General features: G+C 34.1%; 23 protein-coding genes. 15 read left to right on the top strand and 8 right to left on the bottom strand.

What is annotated here, in order from left to right; translation table 11 throughout:
* Window positions 1–108: 108 nt before the first annotated feature.
* The 4 genes from KA883_RS03695 to KA883_RS03680 form a co-directional block, all read right to left on the bottom strand.
* Window positions 109–1290: an MFS transporter gene (locus KA883_RS03695; protein WP_046206811.1), complete on the bottom strand. Its 1182-nt coding sequence runs from the start codon at window positions 1288–1290 to the stop codon at window positions 109–111.
* 257 nt (window positions 1291–1547) lie between these two features.
* Entirely contained in the window at window positions 1548–2321 is a 774-nt protein-coding gene (locus KA883_RS03690) for an ABC transporter permease (protein WP_046206977.1), read from the bottom strand.
* A complete protein-coding gene (locus tag KA883_RS03685; RefSeq protein WP_046206810.1) occupies window positions 2321–2968 on the bottom strand; it encodes an ABC transporter ATP-binding protein in 648 nt (215 codons plus the stop codon). Before KA883_RS03685 ends, KA883_RS03690 begins: the two co-directional genes overlap by 1 nt.
* 115 nt (window positions 2969–3083) lie before the next feature.
* Window positions 3084–3857, bottom strand: a complete 774-nt coding sequence (locus tag KA883_RS03680; protein WP_046206809.1) for a CPBP family intramembrane glutamic endopeptidase — start codon at window positions 3855–3857, stop codon at window positions 3084–3086.
* A 178-nt stretch (window positions 3858–4035) separates the two neighbouring features.
* Between KA883_RS03680 and KA883_RS03675 the strand changes: the two genes are divergently transcribed.
* Complete coding sequence (locus KA883_RS03675) at window positions 4036–5619, top strand: FMN-binding glutamate synthase family protein (protein WP_046208801.1); 1584 nt, start codon at window positions 4036–4038, stop codon at window positions 5617–5619.
* 144 nt (window positions 5620–5763) lie between these two features.
* Here KA883_RS03675 and KA883_RS03670 read toward each other — a convergent pair whose 3' ends face one another.
* Window positions 5764–6279: a thioredoxin domain-containing protein gene (locus KA883_RS03670; RefSeq protein ID WP_046206807.1), complete on the bottom strand. Its 516-nt coding sequence runs from the start codon at window positions 6277–6279 to the stop codon at window positions 5764–5766.
* Window positions 6280–6478: 199 nt separating this feature from the next.
* Here KA883_RS03670 and KA883_RS03665 point away from each other — a divergent pair, with 199 nt between their 5' ends.
* Window positions 6479–7555, top strand: coding sequence for a M42 family metallopeptidase (locus tag KA883_RS03665; RefSeq protein WP_019470101.1), 1077 nt, complete (start codon window positions 6479–6481; stop codon window positions 7553–7555).
* Window positions 7556–7670: 115 nt separating this feature from the next.
* On the opposite strand, the gene KA883_RS03660 is transcribed toward KA883_RS03665, so the two are convergent.
* Window positions 7671–8489: an SDR family oxidoreductase gene (locus KA883_RS03660; protein WP_046206806.1), complete on the bottom strand. Its 819-nt coding sequence runs from the start codon at window positions 8487–8489 to the stop codon at window positions 7671–7673.
* A 193-nt stretch (window positions 8490–8682) separates the two neighbouring features.
* On the opposite strand from KA883_RS03660, the gene KA883_RS03655 reads away from it, so the two are divergent.
* The 13 genes from KA883_RS03655 to hisIE all read left to right on the top strand — a co-directional run bounded on the left by KA883_RS03655 (window position 8683) and on the right by hisIE (window position 22982).
* On the top strand, window positions 8683–10224 hold the full coding sequence (locus KA883_RS03655) for an AbgT family transporter (protein WP_046206805.1): 1542 nt from the start codon (window positions 8683–8685) through the stop codon (window positions 10222–10224).
* Window positions 10225–10386: 162 nt separating this feature from the next.
* On the top strand, window positions 10387–11916 hold the full coding sequence (gene ppx, locus KA883_RS03650; RefSeq protein ID WP_210139871.1) for an exopolyphosphatase: 1530 nt from the start codon (window positions 10387–10389) through the stop codon (window positions 11914–11916).
* Between the two features lie 67 nt (window positions 11917–11983).
* Complete coding sequence (locus tag KA883_RS03645) at window positions 11984–14143, top strand: RNA degradosome polyphosphate kinase (protein WP_019470097.1); 2160 nt, start codon at window positions 11984–11986, stop codon at window positions 14141–14143.
* A gap of 238 nt (window positions 14144–14381) precedes the next feature.
* Entirely contained in the window at window positions 14382–15680 is a 1299-nt protein-coding gene (locus KA883_RS03640; RefSeq protein WP_046206803.1) for a D-serine ammonia-lyase, read from the top strand.
* 393 nt (window positions 15681–16073) lie between these two features.
* Window positions 16074–16889, top strand: a complete 816-nt coding sequence (locus KA883_RS03635; RefSeq protein ID WP_046206802.1) for an ATP phosphoribosyltransferase regulatory subunit — start codon at window positions 16074–16076, stop codon at window positions 16887–16889.
* Between the two features lie 16 nt (window positions 16890–16905).
* Entirely contained in the window at window positions 16906–17523 is a 618-nt protein-coding gene (gene hisG / locus KA883_RS03630) for an ATP phosphoribosyltransferase (protein ID WP_019470094.1), read from the top strand.
* A complete protein-coding gene (gene hisD / locus KA883_RS03625; RefSeq protein WP_046206976.1) occupies window positions 17513–18775 on the top strand; it encodes a histidinol dehydrogenase in 1263 nt (420 codons plus the stop codon). The genes hisG and hisD overlap by 11 nt, the downstream gene beginning before the upstream one ends.
* On the top strand, window positions 18768–19763 hold the full coding sequence (locus KA883_RS03620) for a pyridoxal phosphate-dependent aminotransferase (RefSeq protein ID WP_019470092.1): 996 nt from the start codon (window positions 18768–18770) through the stop codon (window positions 19761–19763). Before hisD ends, KA883_RS03620 begins: the two co-directional genes overlap by 8 nt.
* Window positions 19750–20328, top strand: a complete 579-nt coding sequence (gene hisB / locus KA883_RS03615; protein WP_046206801.1) for an imidazoleglycerol-phosphate dehydratase HisB — start codon at window positions 19750–19752, stop codon at window positions 20326–20328. The genes KA883_RS03620 and hisB overlap by 14 nt, the downstream gene beginning before the upstream one ends.
* Window positions 20325–20897 carry an imidazole glycerol phosphate synthase subunit HisH gene (gene hisH / locus KA883_RS03610; RefSeq protein WP_019470090.1) on the top strand — a complete coding sequence of 191 codons (573 nt, stop codon included), beginning with the start codon at window positions 20325–20327 and terminating at the stop codon, window positions 20895–20897. Before hisB ends, hisH begins: the two co-directional genes overlap by 4 nt.
* Window positions 20897–21601, top strand: coding sequence for a 1-(5-phosphoribosyl)-5-((5-phosphoribosylamino)methylideneamino)imidazole-4-carboxamide isomerase (gene hisA / locus KA883_RS03605; RefSeq protein WP_210139868.1), 705 nt, complete (start codon window positions 20897–20899; stop codon window positions 21599–21601). The genes hisH and hisA overlap by 1 nt, the downstream gene beginning before the upstream one ends.
* Complete coding sequence (hisF, locus tag KA883_RS03600) at window positions 21598–22356, top strand: imidazole glycerol phosphate synthase subunit HisF (RefSeq protein ID WP_046206799.1); 759 nt, start codon at window positions 21598–21600, stop codon at window positions 22354–22356. Before hisA ends, hisF begins: the two co-directional genes overlap by 4 nt.
* Window positions 22353–22982, top strand: coding sequence for a bifunctional phosphoribosyl-AMP cyclohydrolase/phosphoribosyl-ATP diphosphatase HisIE (gene hisIE, locus KA883_RS03595; protein WP_019470087.1), 630 nt, complete (start codon window positions 22353–22355; stop codon window positions 22980–22982). Before hisF ends, hisIE begins: the two co-directional genes overlap by 4 nt.
* A 129-nt stretch (window positions 22983–23111) precedes the next feature.
* Here the strand turns inward: hisIE and KA883_RS03590 are convergent, their stop codons facing one another.
* Together KA883_RS03590 and KA883_RS03585 are read right to left on the bottom strand one after the other, a co-directional pair.
* Window positions 23112–23612 (bottom strand): GNAT family N-acetyltransferase, encoded by a 501-nt coding sequence (locus KA883_RS03590; protein WP_019470086.1) that lies wholly within the window; start codon window positions 23610–23612, stop codon window positions 23112–23114.
* A gap of 73 nt (window positions 23613–23685) precedes the next feature.
* Window positions 23686–24393 carry an SDR family oxidoreductase gene (locus KA883_RS03585; protein ID WP_019470085.1) on the bottom strand — a complete coding sequence of 236 codons (708 nt, stop codon included), beginning with the start codon at window positions 24391–24393 and terminating at the stop codon, window positions 23686–23688.
* Window positions 24394–24401 lie beyond the last annotated feature (8 nt).

Genomic DNA, 24401 nt, shown 5'->3' with positions numbered 1-24401 from the left:
TAAAAAACAGGGTGTCGAACTGAAATTACATTTCAATTTTCCACGCCCTGTTTTATTTATATATAATTAAATTTTGCAGTCTTATATTACCATTAGCCCATGCTCAAATCATGATACTTTATTGTATTTAGCGACATTTTTAAGGCTAATCACTAAAATAAATGCTACTAACGCAATTGCAGCTGAAAAATAAGTCGTTGCGTAGACATTTAAGTTCGATACTACTAATCCACCTACAATACCGCCGATACCGATACCTGCGTTTAAACTAGACATATTCCAGCTCATCACTTGGCTCGTATCACCCTCAACATGTTCTATAATGCCACTTTGCACAGCTGGATTCGTACTCCATTGCATGATATTCCAAATGAAAATAATCATGAGTAATAAACCTGTACCTGGTAAAAACATATTAAGAATAAGCATCATAACAATAAATACGGCTGTCGCAATAACCAACCAGCGTTTGCTCGTAAGTCTATCTGATAAAAAGCCACCCATTGATGTTCCGATTACACCTGCAATACCATTGATTAATAATGCAATAGAAACAAAGGATAGTTGATGCCCACCGGAAAGGATTAACGGATTAATATAAATAAACGTCACCGAGTTGGCTACTAATAATAAAAACGTGATACCTAAATATTTTGTAACTTCAACGGGTCTTAACACTTTAGAATAAGCGTTTGAACGATTTGAACCTGTCTCCATGTCAGTGTTTGACGATAGATGATCACTTAGCTTCGGTACATATATATACATTAGAATACCAACGAATAAACTAATAATCACAATAAATAAAAACGTATATCTCCAACCGACTAAATCACCAATGACTGTCCCGATTGGCACACCAAAAACATTTGCCCCACTAAAACCGGAATACACAATACCAATCATTTTCCCTCGGTGTTGTGGCGCAGTTAATAACGCAGTTAAAGCTAATATTTTAACCACAATTAATGCTGCAGCTGCAGATGATAAGATACGTCCAATCACTAAAATAGAAAAATTAGGCGCAATCGCAATAATGATATTGCCTACAACAAATGTTAACAGTGCCCACAATAAAACCATTCGTGGTGAAAAACGATTTGTTAGCTTTACTAAAATAGGTCCTGCTACTGCAAAAGTAATGGCATATAAGGTAACTAATTGTCCAATGATTGCTTCAGAAACATGTAAATCACTACTCATCAAGTTCATAATACCTGCAACCATCATTTCAACCATTCCTACAATAAATATACTTAATATAAAGGTAAATATGCGCATAACTGACATAAATATCCTCCTCTCTTTAATCTGATTTCAAAAATTCTATAACTGCTACATTATAAACCATTCGTCAATATATATGAATACTTAGCACTACATGCTATTAAATTCATTTCAAAAAACAGGAAACGCAAGAAATATCAATAACCATTTTGATACTTCTTGACGTTTCCTGCTCATCTAAATTTAAAATTTCTCATCAAATAGATTTGATTTTAGTAATTGTCATCATGTTTATTATAACAAATATACATCAAAAACTTTTAGCGATTGTCTTTGGGGATATGTCGCGCAATTAATTGGTCTCGTTCATTAAAGAATTGACGATAACTCAAGTATGTTGCAATCAACGCTGACATAATTGTCGCTGTCGTATGAATAAATACTACTAAAAGTTGAAATTTAACAGCTTCCAATGGATCTACACCACCGATAATCAACCCTGTCATCATACCAGGAATCGAAACAATACCATACGTTTTCACTGAATCTATCGTTGGCACAATTGCCGTTTTGATACTTTCACGGATCGTTCCTTTGGAAGATAGTTTTGGATTAGCACCTAATGCCAATTTGGCTTCGATTTGACTCATTTCTTTAACGAATTCACGATCTAAATTTTGATACGCAAGATTAATTGCAATCAAACCATTACTTCCAAGCATGCCTGCAATTGGAATTACTTCATTAGGTTTGAATTCAATTGCACCAGTGATCACAATACCGACTAATGGTAGCGCTACACCTATAAATATGGCAATAAAAGAAATCCAAAATACATGATGCATCACAGGTGAAGCTCTACTGATCGTGTTCCACGATGCATTAATAATGATGATCAATACAAACAAGAGCAACAACCATGTTTGGTTTACATCAAATATAAAATGAAGTAAATAACCTAAAATCACCAATTGAACAACTGCTCTTAAAGTTGCAACGAGTAAATCTTTAATTATGTGTAATTTTTCTTTATATGACACGATAATTGGAAAAAGTAGGAGTGTCGCAGTAAGTACTAAAGCAGTGGTACTCATCATAATTCCTCCTCCTTCTCAATTTGTCCATCCACAATTCTAATGCGCTTTTGGAAATGTCTCATACTTTGATCGTTACTATGTGTAATCCATAAAATTGTTGTACCTTCCTCTGCAAGCTTAAAGATTAAAGATTCAATTTTTTCACTGTTATGTACGTCTAAAGCACTTGTTGCTTCGTCTAATAATAATACTTTGGGTTTATACATTAGCTGTCTCGCAATCGTAACACGTTGCCGCTCCCCACCAGAAAGATGGTTTACGCTTGTATCAAAGTTATAATGACCTAACCCTACCGACTTCAAAAGTGCTTTAGCTCTTTTACGATTAAACTTATCATTTCTAATTTGAGCGGGGAAAGCTAAGTTATCACCAATAGTACTTTCAAACAAATCGCTTTCTTGTAATAAATAACTAACTTCCATTCTTAACTTTTCTGGACTAATATCTTCATATACTTGATTATTAAAATATAGTTCTCCTTCTGTAGGGCTTATCAAATTATTCATTAAGCGTAACAAAGTACTTTTACCACTTCCTGAAGGCCCAACAATCGCAATCGTTTCTCCTGCTTCGATTTTCAAATTAATGTTATTGATAATTTGTCGGTTATCCACCTGGTATGAAACATTTCTAAGCTCTAACATTTTGAACCTCCTAGGTCATATATAGTTTATACCCTATTACGACTGTTTGATTTCCTATCATTGTAGCATTCAATCGTTTTATTCAAAACACAACATTAAATATCACACGCAAACATTATTTTAAAAATACAATCGCAATAAAAGATATTAAATTATTAAAAGCATGCAGTGATATGGATACTGCTAGGTTTTTCCCACTTTTCAAATATACAAATACTAGACCAATCGCAATAAAAATATAGCTTCCGATTTCAAATGGGGATGTAGCCCCTAATACATGAATACCAGCAAATAATATAACTGATAATACACTTGCAGCAGCATATGTAATTTTTTTACCTAATTCATGAATGATGAGATGCCTAAATAATAACTCTTCAATAATCGGCGTCAAAATAACAATATCTAAAAATAAAAATGGGAGCATCCAATTGTCTTGAAATAGTGCTTCTAAAATCAATTGATTCTGTGTTTCATGATATTGTAATGACTTCGGTAAAAAAGTCATAAGCCAATCATATAAATTATTCAACAAGAGCGTAGATATGTATGCTATAAAAATAAGCAAAATATATTTACGAACTGATTTTAACCTGTTGATCGCAATTGCTGTAATATTATCTTTAGTATGCATGCCATAAAAACTTAAGATGATACATATTTCAGCAATAACACCACCAAAAATCAGTATATTCATATCACTTAAACGATACTTACTACCAATATTAAAAATGTCATATGATACGATTAATATCAGCGTTAATATAAGTGGTATAAGATAATTAGCAATGATGTATATAGGGATTAACCAAAAGTCTTTTTTAACAATTTTCTGATGCTGCCATATATGCTTTTTGGTTAATGGCGTTGCTGATGATTTGTCAGTCATATGTCACCTTCCTTGTAGCTGTTTAACAATAATATAACACAATATTTTATCATTATTATAAGTTGATTTACTTTTCTATTTGAAAATTACAATTAACCATTCTACCCCTTTACAGTGGAACACATTGTAAATTGCATAATTTATTGTATTATATAACTATATTAAGGGGGAATGTTACATGACTATTTTGACTATTTTACAGTTTATCGTCAACGTAATCATTGTCGTTTGTTTAATAAGCGTACTTGTTTTAGGGGCTGTATTGCTTTTTAAGGATAAACGACAAAAGCAACATAGCGTTTTACGCAATTATCCATTACTTGCACGTATTCGATATTTTGGTGAAAAAATAGGTCCAGAATTACGCCAATATTTATTTTTAGCAGATACCAAAGGCAAACCTTTTTCTCGTAATGATTACACCAATATTGTATTAGCTGGTAAATATAATTCAAGAATGACTAGTTTTGGTACACAAAAGGATTATGAAGATGGGTTTTACATTCAAAATACGATGTTTCCGTTGCAATCTAAAGAATTACATATTAATCAATCACCGTTGATTTCATCATTTATTTATACAATTGATAATGAACGACTCTTTAATCGTGACGAACATCGCACAAAAGCAGAGATAGATCCATTTTATTTAACAGATGAAGATGCCATTATTTTAGGTCCTGAACTGAAACATCCGTTCAAACTTAAAAGGCTTGTTGGTCAATCAGGAATGAGTTATGGCGCATTAGGAAGTCATGCAATCACGGCGCTATCCAAAGGATTAGGACAAGCTGGAACTTGGATGAATACAGGTGAAGGCGGTTTATCAAAACACCATTTATCGGGCGATGCAGATATCATCTTTCAAATAGGTCCAGGTCTATTTGGCGTACGAGATAAATCGGGAGAATTTGATATGAATGCTTTCCAAAGTTTAGCAAATGAAGATACGGTCAAAGCTTTTGAAATCAAGTTAGCACAAGGTGCAAAAACAAGAGGCGGCCATATGCAAGGTAATAAAGTCACACAAGAAATTGCTGATATTCGTAATGTTGAACCTTGGAGGACGATTAATTCCCCTAACCGTTTTGAATCTATAGATAATCCAACCGATTTATTAGACTGGGTTACACAATTACAAAAAGTAGGTCAAAAACCTGTTGGTTTTAAAATTGTAATCAGCAAAGTATCAGAAGTAGAAGCGCTCGCACAAACAATGATTGAAACAAATCAGTTTCCGAATTTTATTACTATTGACGGCGGCGAAGGAGGCACTGGTGCAACATTTCAAGAATTGCAAGATGGCATAGGTTTACCTTTATTCACTGCTTTACCAATCTTAACAGGTGTACTCGAAAAGTATGGTATACGCAATCGAATTAAAGTATTTGCTTCAGGGAAACTTGTAACACCTGATAAAATTGCGATTGCATTAGGTCTAGGTGCTGATTTAGTCAACGTTGCAAGAGGTATGATGATTAGTGTCGGATGTATTATGAGTAGGCAGTGTCATATGAACACATGTCCTGTAGGTGTTGCAACAACAGATCCAAAACGTGAAAAGGGATTAATTATAGATGAAAAAAAATACCGCGTCACTAATTTTGTAACCAGCTTACATGAAGGCTTATTTAACATTGCTGCCGCTGTAGGTGTAACTTCCCCAACTCAGATATCGAAAGAACACATCATTATCAAAAAGAAAGACGGTAACATTCAATCCATACATGATTATAAATTAAACTTACTAAATCATAATTAACTTCAAAGATTAAAACAAACACCTTTGTTAAAAATAAGCTTCAACAACATTTCGAAGGATAAGATAAGCATACGTCTGGGACGAATCACTGGTGTCCAGACGTATTTATTTTGCAAATAGATATTTAAGTCCGATGGTTCATTATCATATAAAGTGATTCAATTGCTTTGTTAGCTTAGATTCTATCGTTTCTTGTTGATCTTCCAATGGATTGAATTCAAATAAATTACCATTAATAAAAACGGTCGGAATGCCTTTAATTCCTCTTTCAAATACTTCTTCATGAATCGCTAACGAACGATCGTCAGCTTCTTTATGAGGTGTAAGATTATATTCTTCTTCCATTTTGGCTTCAATTGTCGAAAAACTTACTTTCCATTGAGCTTGTGTTTGGTATAACTCACGAATAATATCTAAGGTTTCTTCAGGTCGTTGATAGTTTAAATATATATTTGCTATTGTTCCTTTTAATAAGCCTTGCTTCGTTTTATCAAAATGTTTAATTGTATGTTGAACCTTCCCTTGATCAATGAATGGCTTTAATACAGTGTCTGCAGCGAAAAAGAAGTTTTTACAGTATGGACAAGCTAAATTGATAAAAGACTCCACTTTAATCGGTGCTGATTCTGAGCCTATTGTTAAATAATTAATTTCTGTCATCGTCTATCCCTCCACTTTGTTTATAATTATATTGAATCATGGACAGGTATTGAATGCACACGTTTAGCCTTACAATAGCGTGCAACGTAAACTTCATCTAATGTTATGTAAATTAAATTAATAACACAAAGCTCAAACAATTAGCTTATATCGAAGTTCATGATAAAATGAATATAAATATTTGATTAGGGGGTATAACATGAACAATTCAATAAAATTACTAGAATCATTAACAAATGTTGACGGTATTGCAGGTCATGAAAAAGCAGTAAAAACACTTATGCGTGATTATTTGACGCCAGTAAGTGATGAAATTATTGAAGATAATCTGGGAGGTATTTTCGGTAAAAAAACGACCTCTACTGGTAATAAGACATTAATGGTGGCAGGTCATTTAGATGAAATTGGTTTTGTAGTTACTAAAATTGATAAAGATGGATTTTTAAAATTCACACCTATTGGTGGTTGGTGGAACCAAGTGATGTTATCTCAAAAAGTAACTGTCACAACTGATGAAGGCAAGAAAATCAGAGGTATTATTGGCTCCAAACCACCACATGCTTTATCACCCGAAGAACGAAAAAAAAATGTAGAAATAAAAGATATGTTCATTGATATTGGAGTTAAAAGTAAAAAAGAAGCTGAACAATTCGGCATTGAAATTGGCAATATGATCACACCATACAGTGAGTTTGAAACACTAGCTAATAGCAAGTATTTAACTGCCAAAGCTTTTGATAATCGTTATGGTTGCGCCCTTGCTGTAGACGTTTTAAACAACCTTAAACAAGAATCCATTGATATTAATTTAGTTTCAGGCGCTAACGTACAAGAAGAAGTAGGTCTTCGTGGCGCTAAAGTTGCAGCTAATAAGATTAAACCTGACTTAGCTCTTGCTGTCGACGTAGCTGTTGCCTATGATACACCAGGCATGTCTGGCCAAACTAGCGAGACAGCTATTGGACAAGGACCTGTAGTCATTATTATGGACGCTTCAAACATAGGTCATGTTGGTTTTACAAACCATATTAAAAAAATAGCTAAAGCACATAATATAGATATCCAGTTAGATTCTACACCTGGTGGCGGTACTGATGCTGGAAGTATTCATGTTGCCAATGAAGGTGTGCCTACGGTCTCTATTGGTGTCGCTCTACGTTATATGCATTCAAACGTCTCTGTATTGCATACAGATGACTATAAAAATTCGGTTGCCTTAGTCACTGAAATCGTTAAATCTTTAAACGACGATGCCGTAGATAACATCATTTGGTAAACCACTCAAACCTATAAAAAATAAAGCCGTAAACAAAGTGCTACCACTAATGTTTACGGCTTTTTGGTGCTTCTTAATAACTATTAAACTCAAATAATATCACTTTCACTCTAAATTATTCTGTAGAATCTTTCCAACGCGCATCACTCAACATTTCTCCTGGCCAAGTATATGCCGTCACACCACCATCAATTGTAATGGTTTCACCAGTTATAAAAGAACTGTCATCAGAAGCCAAGAAAGCAATGAGTTTACCTACTTCATCAGGTGTGCCCAAACGACCTAAAGGCGTAACCCACTTCTGATTTTCTCTAAATATTTTTCCTTGTTCATCTTCTTTAGTACCTGTTAATTTATCTACAAGTGGTGTTTCTATCGTACCTGGTGCGACTGCATTCGCTCTGATATGCTCACGTCCATATTCTATCGCTGTTGATCGAGTGAAATTGATGATACCTGCTTTTGCAGCATTATATGCTGAACGATTTAAATCTGCAGCATTTCCAGAAAATGACGCCATATTGATGATAGAGCCACCATTTGACATCATTAGTGGTAAAAAGAATTTAGTCATCAAAAATGTACCTCTTAAATCAACATTCATAATTCTATCAAACACATCGATTGGAAATTCATGAATACGTCCAGCGGCATTATCAATACCAGCATTATTACATAAAATATCAATATGATTATAATCTTCTTTAATAGATTGCGCAAGCCGTTCTACTGCATGTGCATCTGATACATCTACTTTATATCCTGAAGCTTTATTACCGCCCTGGTTAATTACTTTTACTGTATCATGTACAGATGCAGAAATATCAATCGCTAAAACATGTGCCCCTTCTTTTGCCAATATTTGTGCAGAAGCAGATCCTATGCCAGTACTAGCGCCTGTTACCACAGCAATCTTATTTTCTAATCGTCTCATCTATGAACTTCCCCTTTCATTTCCCTACTGTTCAATATTAATTTATCTGTAATACATTTCCTTTTTAAATCAATTTTAAAACCTTTGTATAAAGCATTCATAGATGCCTTTTGCTTGGAAACATAAAATTTATCATACTCATTTCAAAATGAGTTTGTTATAATTTCGATAACTTATTGGGGAGGTAATAATAATGGGGTCAAATACGAGAGAAAAATCGACAATTATAAATAAATTTCTGAATATTGTAGAAAAAATTGGTAATAGATTACCTGATCCAAGTATATTGTTTTTTCTAATGTGTCTTGGGCTCGCAATCATTACATGGGTTGTTTCACTTTTTCATGTCACAGTAAAACATCCTGGAACAGGTAATACCATTGGTATCAAAAATATTTTAAGCAAAGATGGTATTGCTATGATTTTGAATGATGCGATCAAAAACTTTTCTGAGTTCCCTGCACTCGGTTTAGTATTATCAGTGATGCTTGGGGTAGGTATTGCTGAGAAAACAGGTTATTTTGATAAATTAATGGTACAAATTGTTCATAAAGCACCCAAGCAAATCATTGTGCCTGTAATAATACTTATAGGTATTATTGGCAATTCTGCAGGAGATGCTGCAACGATTGTTTTACCACCGTTAACAGCGATGGTCTTCATAAAATTAGGCTATCACCCTATTGCCGGGTTAGCGATGGCTTACGCATCAGCACTTGGTGGTTTTTCTGCGAATGTCATGATAGGAATGTCAGATGCATTGCTTTATGCCTTTACAGAACCAGCAACAAAGATTGTTTCTGATAAAATTGCAGTTAATGTAGCGATGAATTGGTACTTTATTGCAGCTAGTGTCGTTGTATTATTGCCAACAATTTATTGGGTGACAATGCGTTTTGTCATCCCCCGTTTAGGCTCATATGACGATACACAGTCTAATATTAAAGTGGATGATACTAATCAAGGATTAACACTTAAAGAAAGTAAGGCTGTGTTTTGGGCAAATATAAGCTTTTTCACTACACTTATTTTACTTATCATTATGGCAATACCACAAAATAGTTTCTTACGTAATGCCAAAACTGGCAGTTTATTGAATGATTCTCCTATTATTAATGGGGTTGGTTTAATTATTTTACTTATTTTTTTGGTGCCTGGTTTGGTGTACGGCATGTTAATGAAGGAATTTAAAAATTCTAAAGATTTAGGTAAAATGCTTGCTGATTCTATGGCTTCTATGGGGTCTTTTATTGTTATTGTCTTTTTTGCAGCACAATTACTGGCATTTTTAGAATGGAGTAATTTAGGTGTGATTGTAGCAGTACAAGGTGCTGAAGTACTTCAAGATCAAAACGGTATCGTCCTTATTTTAGGAGTGATTTTTTTAGGTGCGCTCATTAACTTATTAATCGGTAGTGCATCTGCTAAATGGGGAATTCTTGCTCCAATATTTATTCCAATGCTGATAATTGTAGGATTTCATCCTGCATTCACACAAATGTTGTATAGAATTGGAGATTCAATTAGTAACCCAATTACGCCAATGATGCCTTATTTGCCATTACTTTTATCTTATGCTCAAAAATATGATAAACACATGAAATTAGGCTCACTGTTATCTAGTTTAATGCCTTATACCATTATTCTAAGTATTGTATGGCCCATATTCATGATTATATGGTACTTACTTGGCTGGCCATTAGGCCCTGGAGGCCCTTTACACATCAATGAATAAGTCAAAAACAATATTAAATTTCAAACTATATAAAAATCATTACCATGAATTGAACAATATTCAATTGATGTATCACAAATCATGCTATTTATTGTAATATTAAAGAGAAAAGTGGGTAAATAAATTTATAAACAACTATTTACCTCATATATACAGGAGGAGATTATGGAACGCATAGGATTAGTAGACATCGGATCAAATACAATAAGGTTAGTTATTTTTGAATTCGATACTAAAACAGGATTAAATGAAATTTTAAATATTAAAACGCCCGCACGCTTAAGTCAATATTTAAGCGATGATTTAAAGATGAACCAAGATGGTATCGATGTGTTGACAACAACATTACACAGCTTTAAAAGCGTCGCTAATAAATTTGAAGTAAACGAATTACATCCTGTTGCGACAGCTGCTATTAGACAATCTACCAATCAAAATGAAATTATCAAACACATTAAAAGCGAACTTGACATCAGCATCAAAATCATTCCTGATCAAGAAGAAGCTTTTTATGGTTTTTATGCCATCACTCATACTACAGATGTAGAAGATGGTATTTCTATCGATATTGGTGGTGGTTCTACAGAAGTCACTTTATTCAAAGATAAAACAATCATTGAAGCGCATAGTTTCCCATTTGGCGTTGTAACATTAAAACGAAAATTCTTCGAAGATAAAGATCATAATGATAAATCTGCAATTAAAGCAATGGAAAAATTTATAGCTAAGCAATTCGAACAGCTACCATGGTTACAAGACCAAAAAATTACTTTAGTCGGTATTGGTGGATCGGCTCGTAACGTAGCACGCATTCATCAGTCAGAACATTCTTATCCCATTGGTGGTGTTCATAACTACTCAATGACTGAAGAAGATATGGATGAGGTATATAAAATAATTAAAAAGAGTTCACGTGATGACTTAAAAGATATTGATGGATTAAGCAGAGACCGTATAGACATCATATTACCAGCAGTATCCGTATTCAAAACTTTATTCGAACAAATCAATGCAACCCACTTCACTTTCTCACGTAAAGGGCTACGTGAGGGCTATATAATGAAGTTGATTTCCGAACGTCACCCACAAGAATTTAAAAAAGAAAATATTAGAAAAGACGCATTATATCATTTAGCTAATGAATATAGCATCGAAGAATCTAGTGCAAAACAACGCGTTAAATTGGCTCAATCATTGTTATCACAACTGATTGACTTAGATAAAATTCAAGTTACTAAAAAAGAGCAAGAACTTTTTGCGGAAGGTGCATATTTATATTATTTAGGAAGATTTATTGACGCAGATTCTAGTTCACCGCATACGTATTATATTATAGCGAATTCAATGATTGATGGTTTTCCACATGAAGATCGCGTCAAACTTGCAATGTTAGCAAGTTTTAAAAATAAATCTCTTTTAAAATTTTATAGCCAAGAGACCGCATGGCTACGTGGCAAAGAGTTGGATCATATTCAATTTTTAGGCGGTATTATTAAATTTGTAAATGCCCTAAATATATCACATACTAGCCCAGTGGAACGTGTGGCACTACAAGAAGAAGATGGTGCTTATACTTTGTATGTCCATTATATTGGTGAACCGATTGCTGAAGAATATCAATCACTTAGACAAAAAAAGCATATCGAGAAAATTTTAAAAGAAAATCTTTCTATCATCTTTACAAAATCTTAAAATTCATATGATAAATTGTACGTAGCAAAATATGTTAACAAGACTACAATAAGGTGGAATTAGAATTATGCAAAAGAAATTGGGAGAGAGAGATTTAAATTTACCACAATATTATAATAATAGAGAGCTCAGTTGGTTAGATTTTAATTATCGCGTATTACAAGAAGCTGAAGATAAAAACAATCCTTTATTGGAACAATTAAAATTTATTTCTATATTTAGCTCTAACTTGGATGAATTCTTTATGGTGCGTGTGGCCGGATTACAAGATCAAGTTAAAATGGGCTATGATAAACCTGAGAACAAAGCACAACTCACACCTAAAGAACAACTTGAGCAAATAAAAATAAAAAATAAAAAATATGTAGATTTACAGTATGCACGTTATAACGAATTAGTAGAACTGTTAAAACAACATCGTGTGGAAGTAACAAAACCTGAATCTTTACCAGAGTCTTTATTACCACAGTTAGAACGTGAATTTAAAACAGGTATCTTACCTACATTAACACCATTAGGTATCGATGCTTATCATCCTTTCCCAAAATTAAACAATAAAAGCTTGAATATATTTGTAGATATTGATACCGATGATGCAATTAATTCGGCTATTGTACAAATACCATCATTAATTCCAAGATTTTATACATTAAATCAAGGTCAAACTCAATACGTTGTAATGTTAGAAGATATTATCACTTATTATATTAATGAGTTATTCACTGGCTATGAAGTGTTAAATACCTTCACCTTTAGAATTACACGTAATGCCGATCTAACCATCCATGAAGATGGTGCCGAAGATTTGTTAATTGAAATAGAACGCTTCTTAAAAGAGCGTAAACGCGGAACAGCAGTACGTTTAGAGATAGACGGAAGACAAGCAACTTATGAAGACGTTGTTTGGATTATCAATCAGTTGGAAGTTCATGATAATGATGTCTATTTTGTAGACGGTCCATTAGATTTAACACTGCTTTTCGATCTTGTAGACCATTTATCTAATAGTTTAAAACATTTAACATATAATAAATATCTACCACAACCACCTCAATCTTTGGGTAATGAAGACATTTTTGATTTATCATTAAAACGTGATATTTTCTTTCATCATCCCTATGAATCCTTTGAACCAATTGTAGATTTCATTCGTGATGCTGCAAATGATCCGAACACGATTGCTATTAAACAAACATTATATCGTGTAAGTAAAGATTCACCAATCATTAATAGTTTGAAAACAGCTGCAGAAAATGGTAAACAAGTAACTGTGCTCGTTGAATTAAAAGCACGTTTTGATGAAGAAAATAATGTTCACTGGGCAAGAATGTTAGAAGATGCAGGCTGTCATGTTATTTATGGTATGACATATTTGAAAACGCATAGTAAAATTTCGCTTGTGGTCAAACGCAACAATAACAAACTCACATCTTTCGTACATTTAGGTACTGGAAACTACAACGATAAAACAGCTAAGCTCTATACAGATATGGGCATTATCACAACAAATCAAGAAATAGCAGAAGATGCTATTAACTTCTTTAACTACCTCAGTGGATATACATTGAAACCAGAATATAATAAACTCATTGTAGCTCCATACGACATACGTGATGTATTCTTAGCTCGAATAGACAAAGAAATCAAATCACATCGTGAAAACGGTAATGGAAAAATTATGATGAAGATGAATTCATTAACAGATAAAGATATTATTCTTAAATTATTTGAAGCTTCTCGTGCTGGTGTCAAAGTTAAATTAATTATTCGCGGTATTTGTTGTTTAAAACCAGGCATCCCAGATGTCAGCGATAATATTGAAGTAGTAAGTATCGTTGGTCGTTTCCTTGAACACTCTCGTATCTATTACTTCCATAATAACGGTGATGAAAAAATTTACCTCTCTTCAGCAGATGCAATGACACGTAATATGATTAAGCGTGTAGAAATATTGTTCCCTGTCGAAGATAAAAAAATTGCTAAACGCTTATTAGATTATATGAATTTACAATTATCAGATAACCAAAAAGGTCGATATCAGGACGAACAAGGTTATTATCATTATATTCATAATAATTTATCACCATTAAATTCACAGGCTTATTTAATGAAAGAAGCGATGACATTTGGCCAAAAATTAAAAGAAGCTTCTACCCTGCCACAAGAAGTTCCTATACAACATAAAAATCGATGGTTTTCTAAACTAAAAGATACGTTTAAACGATGATAAAGAACCACTTCCCAACTTGTTGGGTTAGTGGTTCTTATGCATGAGCTAAAGCTCAGGTAATCCTTATTGCGAAATCATCTTTATCGGTTTCGTATGATATCCTCTTATTAAATAATAAAAAATTCATCTCATTCTCAACTTATAGCATTTTGAAATATCAGTTATATAACATCTTATGTATCTAATTTTGCTATAATAAACACTAAATACTATTAACTTTTATGAGGTGTCACTTATGATAAATGTTGAAAAATTAAAAAGTAAATTTCCTTTAGTCAATGACATGCAACAATATAAACCGATATTTTGGAAAAATCCAAATTTTCGTAATGATGAAACATTCCCTTTTTCATTAGATGATATAGAAGATGCTGCAGCAAGGTTAGAACGTTTTAGCAGTTATATACGTAATGTTTTTCCTAAAACTGAAAAAGACCATGGTCTGATTGAATCCCCACTAAAAGCAATCCCTTTTATGCAACAAGCATTAGTTGACTCTGAACACCTTGAGCAAAGTGGTAAATTATGGCTTAAATGCGATAGTCATCTTGCTATTTCAGGCTCTATAAAGGCAAGAGGTGGTATATATGAAGTTCTAAAACTAGCTGAATCTATCGCTATAAAGGAATGTGGTTTAAAATATACAGATGATTACAAAATTTTATCCGAATCAAAATATAAAGCGTGCTTTCGTAAATATACCGTTGCTGTCGGTTCAACTGGTAACCTAGGTTTAAGTATTGGCATCATAAGTGCACAATTAGGCTTTCAAGTTATTGTACATATGTCTAGTGACGCGCGCCAATGGAAAAAGGACTTACTTCGGTCACGCGGTGTGAAAGTTGTTGAGCACCAATCTGATTATCAATATGCAGTTGCTGAAGGACGGAAGGCTGCAGAAAACGACCCTACTTGTCATTTCATAGACGATGAAGGTTCTGCTGATCTTTTCTTAGGTTATACAGTTGCTGCTTTACGGTTAAAAACACAACTTAGCAATGAAGGTATACAAGTAGATGCACAACATCCCCTTTTTGTTTATCTGCCTTGTGGTGTTGGTGGAGGTCCAGGTGGTGTTGCCTTTGGATTAAATCAAGTATTTGGCGATCATGTGTATTGTCTTTTTGCTGAACCTACACATGCACCATGCATGACATTAGGAATGATGACACAACTGCACAACCAAATAGCTGTAACAGATATTGGATTAGACGGCCGTACTGATGCAGATGGTCTTGCTGTTGCCAGACCTTCAAAACTCGTTGGTCATATAATGAATTCATTATTATATGGTGCTTTTACTGTAGAAGACCAACAAATGTACCGATATTTATATTTGCTTAGTCAAAAGGAACGTATATTTGTTGAACCCTCTGCAGCATCAGGGTTTGCAGGTTTAAAAGCAGTGTTGAAACATACCGACAAAACTCATTTTAATTTATCTAATGCCAATCATATTGTATGGGCAACTGGCGGTAATATGGTACCTAAGGAAGAAATGTTAAAATATGTGGCTCAAGGCAAACAATCATAAACGTCAACGATTTAGAAACATACCCGACAACAAACATTTAACTTTAAGTATACACCCCACTTTATGTTTTGCTCGATACCTTATCTAAAAAAACGCATATATAATAACCTTGCTTCTTTTTCAATGATGGCATTAGGCTTGGTTAAAATTTATAATAAATATAATATGTTCGAAGTGGTATCGTCACACTTACTTTCACTCTAAAACCTAAAACAATATTTTAGGTTTTATTTTTTTATATAAATATAGATAAAAGCGTCTAAAGTCACGTTGCCAAGAATATTTTCTGAATATTTATTGAATTCTAAAATCAACTGTGTTAAAGTATGTTTTATCAATTCACTTTAGTTCGGTAGAGAAACAAAGTATTTAATAAAGGATGGTCATTATACTATGGATACGAAAGCACTTATTAATAACAAAGAATATGAATTATCATTTTTAAAACATTTTCAACAAGCGGATTTTAAACTTGTTGATTTTAGTTTTATAGAATCATTATCCTGGCAATCACTTACGCCTGATGATTTACAACAAATGACAGAGCGTAGCTTTTGGCAACATGACCATCATATTTTTGCTTTGCGCAATGATTTCACTGACCAATTATTGCGTTACTACAGTAATTATCAACCTGAACAACAACGTTTAGCTTATAGTGGTCCAATAGTCAGAAATAATGAAGTTTACACTCAATTAGGTATAGAACATTACAACCCAACTGTTACAGATATGCAAAACGATTTTAAAACGTTTTATAACTTTATTAAATATACGTTGAATGATGATATCGACTTTGTCATTTTAGGACATTATCAATTAATCGATTTATTATTAGCAGCTAGCGAACAAAGCCAATCGATATTAAATCTTATACAAGAGCGAAATATTTCAGAGTTAACTGCACAGTTAGGTCTTGCGCATCCTGTGGTACAGTTGCTCACTACAAAAACAACTGAACAACTTGATTTATTAACACAACTATTTCCACATGACCATCGCACCATCCAGTCTTTACATCGGTGGGAACAATGGTTTAAATCACAAAATATTACTGAAATTCATCTTGATATAACCCCTAGACCACCACGTTCTTATTACAAAGGATCATTCATGAAATGTCATTTAAAAAATAATAAAACTCAGCGTCTCACTGGTGGATTTTATAAAGGGAAATTAGAAGGCTTTGGACTAGGTTTTATACTATAAACAAGGAGTGAAAATCATGCTTACTGTCGCATTGGCAAAAGGTAGATTACTTAAAAGTTTTATAAAGTATTTAAATGAAATAAGAGAAACTGAAATAGCATATGCACTTGAACAAAGAGAGCGTCAATTACTTATAACAGTTAATGATATACAATTTATTTTAGTCAAGGGTAGTGATGTACCCATATATGTTGAACAAGGCGTTGCAGATATTGGCATCGTCGGCAGCGATATTTTAGAAGAAGGTAATTATTTTATTAACAACTTACTGGATTTACCTTTTGGCGAATGTCACTTTTCACTTGCTGCTAAACCAGAAGCTTATCAATTTAAAAAAGTAGCTACTTCATATACCCAAACAGCACGTCAATATTTTGAAGCACAAGGTTTAGATGTTGAGCTTGTAAAACTATCAGGTTCAATTGAATTGGCATGTTTGGTAGATATGGTAGATGGCATTGTTGATATTGTTCAAACTGGTACTACTTTAAAGTCAAATGGCTTAGTTGAAAAAGAAAAGATTAAAAACATCAATGCTAAACTCATTACAAATAAGGCATCATATTTTAAAAAATCAACTGAAATTGATGATTTAATTAAAACTTTGGAGGTGACGCTCATTGATTACAAATAAAGAAACATTTATGAATAACTACCTGAACCAATCTGAACTAAACGAAGATTTATATCCAATCGTAAAAGAAATTTGTGATCAAGTGAAATTTCGAGGGGACGACGCCTTAAAGGAATACAATCTAAAACTAGACAAAGTAGAAACATCACAATTATCAGTTTCTAAGGAAGACTTATTTACTGCTTATCAACGCATTGACTCATCTATACGGGAAGCTCTTGAACAAAGTCATGACAGAATTAAGGCATATCAAATGTCTATTAAACAAGAGCATCAGCAGGATAATTCAGAATGTTACGAATTATATCACCCGTTAGAGCGTGTCGGTGTCTATGTCCCAGGTGGTAAAGCTAGCTATCCCTCCACCGTGTTAATGACTGTAACACTTGCTAAAGTTGCTGGTGTTAAAAATATCGTCGTCGTTACTCCACCACAAATTGAAGGCATACCTGATATTGTACTTGCTGCCTGTTATATTGCTGGTGTTGATCAAGTTTACCAAGTTGGTGGCGCACAAAGTATTGCTGCACTTGCGTATGGTACTGAGACAATTCCTAAAGTGGATAAAATAGTTGGACCTGGAAATCAATATGTTGCCTATGCCAAAAAATATTTATATGGGCAAGTTGGCATTGATCAGATTGCTGGTCCAAGTGAAATTGCACTAATCATTGATCGATCGGCTGACATAAATGCCATTACTTATGATGTATTTGCTCAAGCAGAACATGATGAACTCGCTAGAACATTTGTCATCAGTGAAGATAAAGACTTATTACAACAATTAGAAAATAATATTCAAAAAACTCTAAGACAAATCAAACGGCAACCTATTGTTGAAGCCAGTTTAAAACACAATCACTTCTTAATTTCAGTAGAAAACTTTACTGAAGCTTGCGATTTGATGAATCAAATTGCACCGGAACATGCATCTATACAAACACAATGTCCACATGACTATATCAACCATGTGAAATATGTAGGTGCACTCTTCTTAGGACATTATTCTCCAGAAGTTATCGGAGATTATGTTGCTGGCCCAAGCCATGTACTACCTACAAATCAGACTGCTCGTTTTACCAATGGTCTATCTGTGAATGATTTCTTAACGAGACATTCTGTCATAGATTTATCACAACAAACATTTAAAAACATTGAACAATCCGCACGTAAATTAGCACATATTGAACACTTGTATAATCACGAACAATCCATAGAAATTCGAACAACAAAGGAGCCACACAATGATTAGAATTAATAAAAATGAAAGTCCACTTAAACCATTATCTAATGAACAACTTGCAACAATTATTCAACAGGCAGCATTTAACTTTTATCCTGATGATGAGTATGAGCGCTTCAAACGAGCTTATGCAGCTTTTCATAATATTTCTCCTGATCAAGTCATAGCAGGTAATGGTTCTGATGAGCTCATTCAAAAATTAATGTTAATCATGCCAGAAGGACCGGCATTGACCTTAGATCCTGACTTTTTCATGTATCAAGCTTATGCTAATCAGGTAGCTCGACCTATTGAATTTGTACCAGCAAATTCAGATTTAACATTTGATTTAGAAATGATTTTAAAACGAATTGATGAAGTACAGCCTGCATTCTTTATTATGAGTAATCCACATAATCCATCTGGCTTACAATATAGTACGACATTTTTAATGGCTATTGCAGATAAGATGCAAACATTGGGTGGTTACTTTATCATTGATGAAGCTTACTTAGATTTTGGTGAATCTTATGATATTAAGATGCAACCTCATGTTATTCAAATGCGTACGCTCTCGAAAGCGTTTGGTATCGCTGGCTTAAGACTAGGTGTGCTCATCGGTACTAATGATACCATCAAACTCATCCAAAGCATTGAGCATCCGTATCCTTTGAATACAATTACGCTTCATATCGCGATTTATATGTTTGAAAATCAAACAATGACTCGCGCGTTTATAAAGCAACAACGACAGCTTGCCCGAAAATTAAAAGATATGTTTCATGAACTTGTTGACGATGTCATGGTAGTCTTCCCTTCTGCTACAAATTTCGTATTAACCAAAGGAGAAGCTGCGCAAAGTTTAGGTGCTTATATTAAAGACAATGGATTCCTTCCAAGATTATACGATGAACCAGAAATGTCTGACTATGTACGATACTCTATTGCTACAGATGAACAATTAGATCAATTATTTATACTTATTAAAAATTGGAGGTCGCAATATGATACTAAATAAAACACGTAATACAGCAGAAACACAATTAAGCATTTCTCTGGCTGATGACCACCGTGAAAGTAATATTCATACAGGCGTTGGGTTTTTGGATCATATGTTGACACTCTTTACTTTTCACAGCCAATTATCCTTATATATAGAAGCAAATGGAGATGTTCAAGTCGATGATCATCATGTGACAGAAGATATTGGTATTGTTCTTGGACAGTTACTGTTATCGATGGTAAAGGAACGTAAATATTTTCAACGTTACGGGGTTAGTTACATACCCATGGATGAAACACTTGCGCGTACAGTCGTAGATATTAGTGGACGACCTTATTTATCTTTTAATGCTCAATTCAGTAAAGAAAAAGTAGGTACATTTGATACTGAACTCGTTGAGGAATTTTTCAGAGCACTTGTTATCAACTCACGTCTAACAACGCATATTGACTTAATTCGCGGTGGAAACACACACCATGAAATAGAAAGTATATTTAAATCTTTTGCTCGTGCGCTTAAAGATGCATTAGTCTCAAATGACGCTAATATCACTCCTTCTTCTAAGGGTGTGATTGAATGATTGCAGTGATTGACTATGGTTTAGGAAATATTAAAAACATACAACGTGCGCTTAATCGTTTAGGTTTTAATGCAATTTTAACAGATCGTGTAGAGGATATTGAGGCAGCAGATACCCTTATATTACCTGGTGTAGGTCATTTTAAAGATGCTATGCAAGCGATTGAAAAACGGGGATTAAAGTCTATTTTACAAAATATATCACATAAACCGATCATCGGTATTTGTCTAGGTATGCAATTGCTTTATGAACACAGCGCAGAAGGTGATGTAGAAGGATTACAACTTTTCCCAGGAAATATCATACCTATTCAAACACCTTATCCGGTACCGCATTTAGGGTGGAATAATTTAATCAGCAATTATACAACATTAACGCAAGATGTATATTTTGTACATTCCTATCAAGCTGAAATGTCAGATCATGTTGTTGCTTATGCAGACTACGGCACGTTGATTCCTGCAATTGTTCAATATAAAAATTTTATAGGTATCCAATTCCATCCTGAAAAAAGTGGTGAAGATGGTTTAGCGATACTTAATCAAGCTCTGAAAGGTGGTTTCTTATAATGATCAATATTTGGCCAGCTATTGATTTAATTAATGCAACAAGTGTGAGACTGACTGAAGGAAAATATGATTCAGAAGAAAAAATGACGCGCAGTGCCGAAGATAGCGTCGTTTTTTATGACAAGTTCGACTGTGTAGATCGTATTCATATTGTAGATTTAATCGGTGCCAAGCAGCAAACATCTATTGAACAGGACTACATCAAACAATTAAGAAGCCTGACCAATAAACCTATGGAAGTTGGTGGCGGTATACGTAGTTATGAAACAATCAAAGCTTATTTTGCTGACGGTATAGACTATTGTATTATTGGGACAAAAGGCATTCAAGATACTGAATGGTTAGCCAAAATATCTCATCAATATCCGTACAAACTCTATCTATCAGTAGATGCATATCAGCGCGAAATAAAAATAAACGGCTGGGAACAAGATGCACATCTAGACTTATTCGATTTGGTTCAGCAAATCGAATCGCTACCATTGGGAGGTATCATCTATACGGATATTTCTAAAGATGGTCGCATGGCTGGCCCAAACTTTGAAATAACAGCACAGCTTGTCAAAGCAACACAAAAACCTGTCATTGCTTCTGGTGGTATTCGTCATCAACAAGACTTAGAACAATTAGAAAAATTTGGTGTTCATGCAGCAATCGTTGGTAAAGCTGCACACAACCCTGCATTTTGGGAGGGATTATCATGATTAAAAAAAGAATTATCCCCTGCCTAGATGTGAAAGATGGCCGCGTTGTCAAAGGCATACAATTTAAAGGGCTACGTGACCTTGGAAATCCTGTGGATTATGCACTTTATTACAACGAGCAAGGTGCAGATGAATTAGTCTTTTTAGATATCTCTCGAACTGAAGCTGGCCATGGGCTTATGTTAGATGTTATTGAAGAAACTGCTGAAAAACTATTCATTCCACTTACAGTAGGAGGCGGCATTTCCACAATTGATGACATTTCCCAGTTGCTAAATCATGGTGCTGACAAGGTATCTCTAAACTCTAGCGCATTAAAGCACCCTGCTTTTATCCAAGAAGCCAGTGAAAAATTTGGAAGCCAATGTATTTGTATCGCTATAGATAGTAACTTTGATACAGAGTTAAATGATTATTTTTGCTATACACATGGCGGAAAGAAACGTACAGATAAACGTGTCTATGACTGGGTTCAAGAAGTGGAGGCGCTTGGCGCTGGCGAATTATTAATAACAAGCATGACACACGATGGGATGAAACAAGGCTTTGATGTTAACCATTTACATGAGATTGAACAACTTGTGCACATCCCTATTATTGCTTCTGGTGGTGGCGGCAATCCAGAGCATTTTGTAGATTTATTCAAACAAACAAATGTCTCGGCAGGATTAGCTGCTAGCATACTGCATGACAAAGAAACCACAGTGAATGAAATTAAACAATCAATGGCTCAAGGAGGTATTCCAATAAGATGACACAACAACCTGATTTTAGTAAAGGGCTTATTCCTGCCATACTACAAGATGTTCAGACAAAACAAGTGCTTATGCTTGGTTATATGAATGAAGATGCATACAACAAAACGTTAGCTGAGGGGAAGGTTTGTTTTTATTCACGTTCTAAAGACCGCTTATGGACCAAAGGAGAAACTTCTGGTCACACCCAAGTCGTTCAAAATGTACACCTAGACTGTGATCAAGACACCTTATTGATAGATGTAATTCCCAATGGACCAACTTGTCATACTGGGAGCCAGAGTTGTTTCAATACAACAGTTCCTTTCTATGTACAACAGCTCGAAGACACTGTATCTTCAAGCGCTAACTCTAATAAAGAAAATTCATACACACAATATTTATTGAATGAAGGTTTAGAAAAAATCACGAAGAAGTTTGGTGAAGAAGCTTTTGAAGTCGTAATCGGTGCTATGAAATCTAATCAAGAAGAAGTAACAAATGAAACTGCTGATTTAATGTATCATCTTTTTGTACTTTTACATGCATTGAACATCAAATTTGAAGATATTGAGAAAACTTTGTCAAAACGTCATCAAGTTTCCAATAACTTTAAAGGAGAAAGATCAGATATAAAAAATTGGTAAATTCGATTTACTGATTGCTTCATGATTTTTCATAATCAGTTAATTTCACTAATATATACTCATATATCAAACTATAGGCTAAAACAGATCATAACTGTTTTAGCCTATAGTTTTGAATTTATTAATTTTTTATACAAATAACACCATCAAATCTTCATCATAATACCGTTTGCCATCATAAAGTGCCTTTGGTTCAGTGCCATATTTCTGAAATCCTAATTTTTCATATAATTTAATAGCACTTTGGTTTTCCGTAAGAACCGATAAACCTATAGTTTTAACCACACCTTGTTCAGTGACAATGTCTATCATTTTTTGAATTAGTTGTTGAGTAAATCCTTGTTTTCTATATTGTGGATCACAATATACACCGACTAAATTACCTCTGTGCATCACTTTTTCTAATATTTCTCGATAAAAAGTTGCATAACCGATTAATTTTCCATCGTCAAATACACCCATTGTAAAATGTCTTTCGTTCGACCCTATCCTCTCTTCAAAACGTTCAATTGGTAAATGAAGCTCACGTTGATAAGTTGAAGCAAAACCTGTAGGATCAGTTTGTAGAGACTGTAAGCGCAATGAGCGATATGCTTCTACATCGCTTTTCTTAAGACATCTAAACTCCATGCTCTACCTACTTTCACATTATATTATCACTTTACTATTAACTGACTCAACGTCGTAACATTAAAAATATATATTAGACTGGTCTGACAGTAATTTCATTTACATTTACATGTGAAGGTTGTTGTAATGCATAAACTACCGCTTCAGCAATATCTTTGGGTTCTAGCTTTTTACGTTCTCCCCAATCTGTCTGGCCACTTAAAGGCGTATCTACCATACCTGGCGATATGCTTGTCACTCGAACGCCAGTTTTAGCCAGCTCTTTTTCCAATCCTTGCGTAATCGTGTGCACTGCAGCTTTCGTTGCACTATATATTGTACTCATTTTCGTCACTTCAAAACCTGAGATAGAAGCAATGTTAATAATATGGCCACTAGATTGAGCTAAAAATGTTGGTATAACTGCATTAATGCCATATAGTGTCCCTTTCACATTTGTATCAATCATTGATTCCCAAGCCTTTACATTACCGTCCGTTACAGCAGAAGACATCATTTGACCCGCACTATTTACAAGTATATCCAAGCGACCGAATTGTTCTTTTGCATATGCTATTAAACGTTCAACTTCTTGTTGCTGTGTCACATCCACTATTAAATATTCAACCTGTGCATGATGTTCGTTTGAACGAATACGATTCACAACATCTTTCAGCTTTGTTTCATTACGACCAGTTAATAGTAATTGTATACCGTGACTTGATAGCACCTCTGCTATGCTAGCACCAATGCCACTACTAGCACCAGTGATGATTGCAACCTTGTTCTCTAATTTAACCATCGAATCTT

Origin of the sequence: Staphylococcus sp. GDY8P54P, assembly GCF_017892645.1 — a bacterium.
GTDB classification, from domain to species: Bacteria; Bacillota; Bacilli; order Staphylococcales; family Staphylococcaceae; genus Staphylococcus; species Staphylococcus ureilyticus.
The sequence above is the reverse complement of the archived record's forward strand: the minus strand, read 5'-3'. Positions and strand labels throughout refer to the sequence as shown.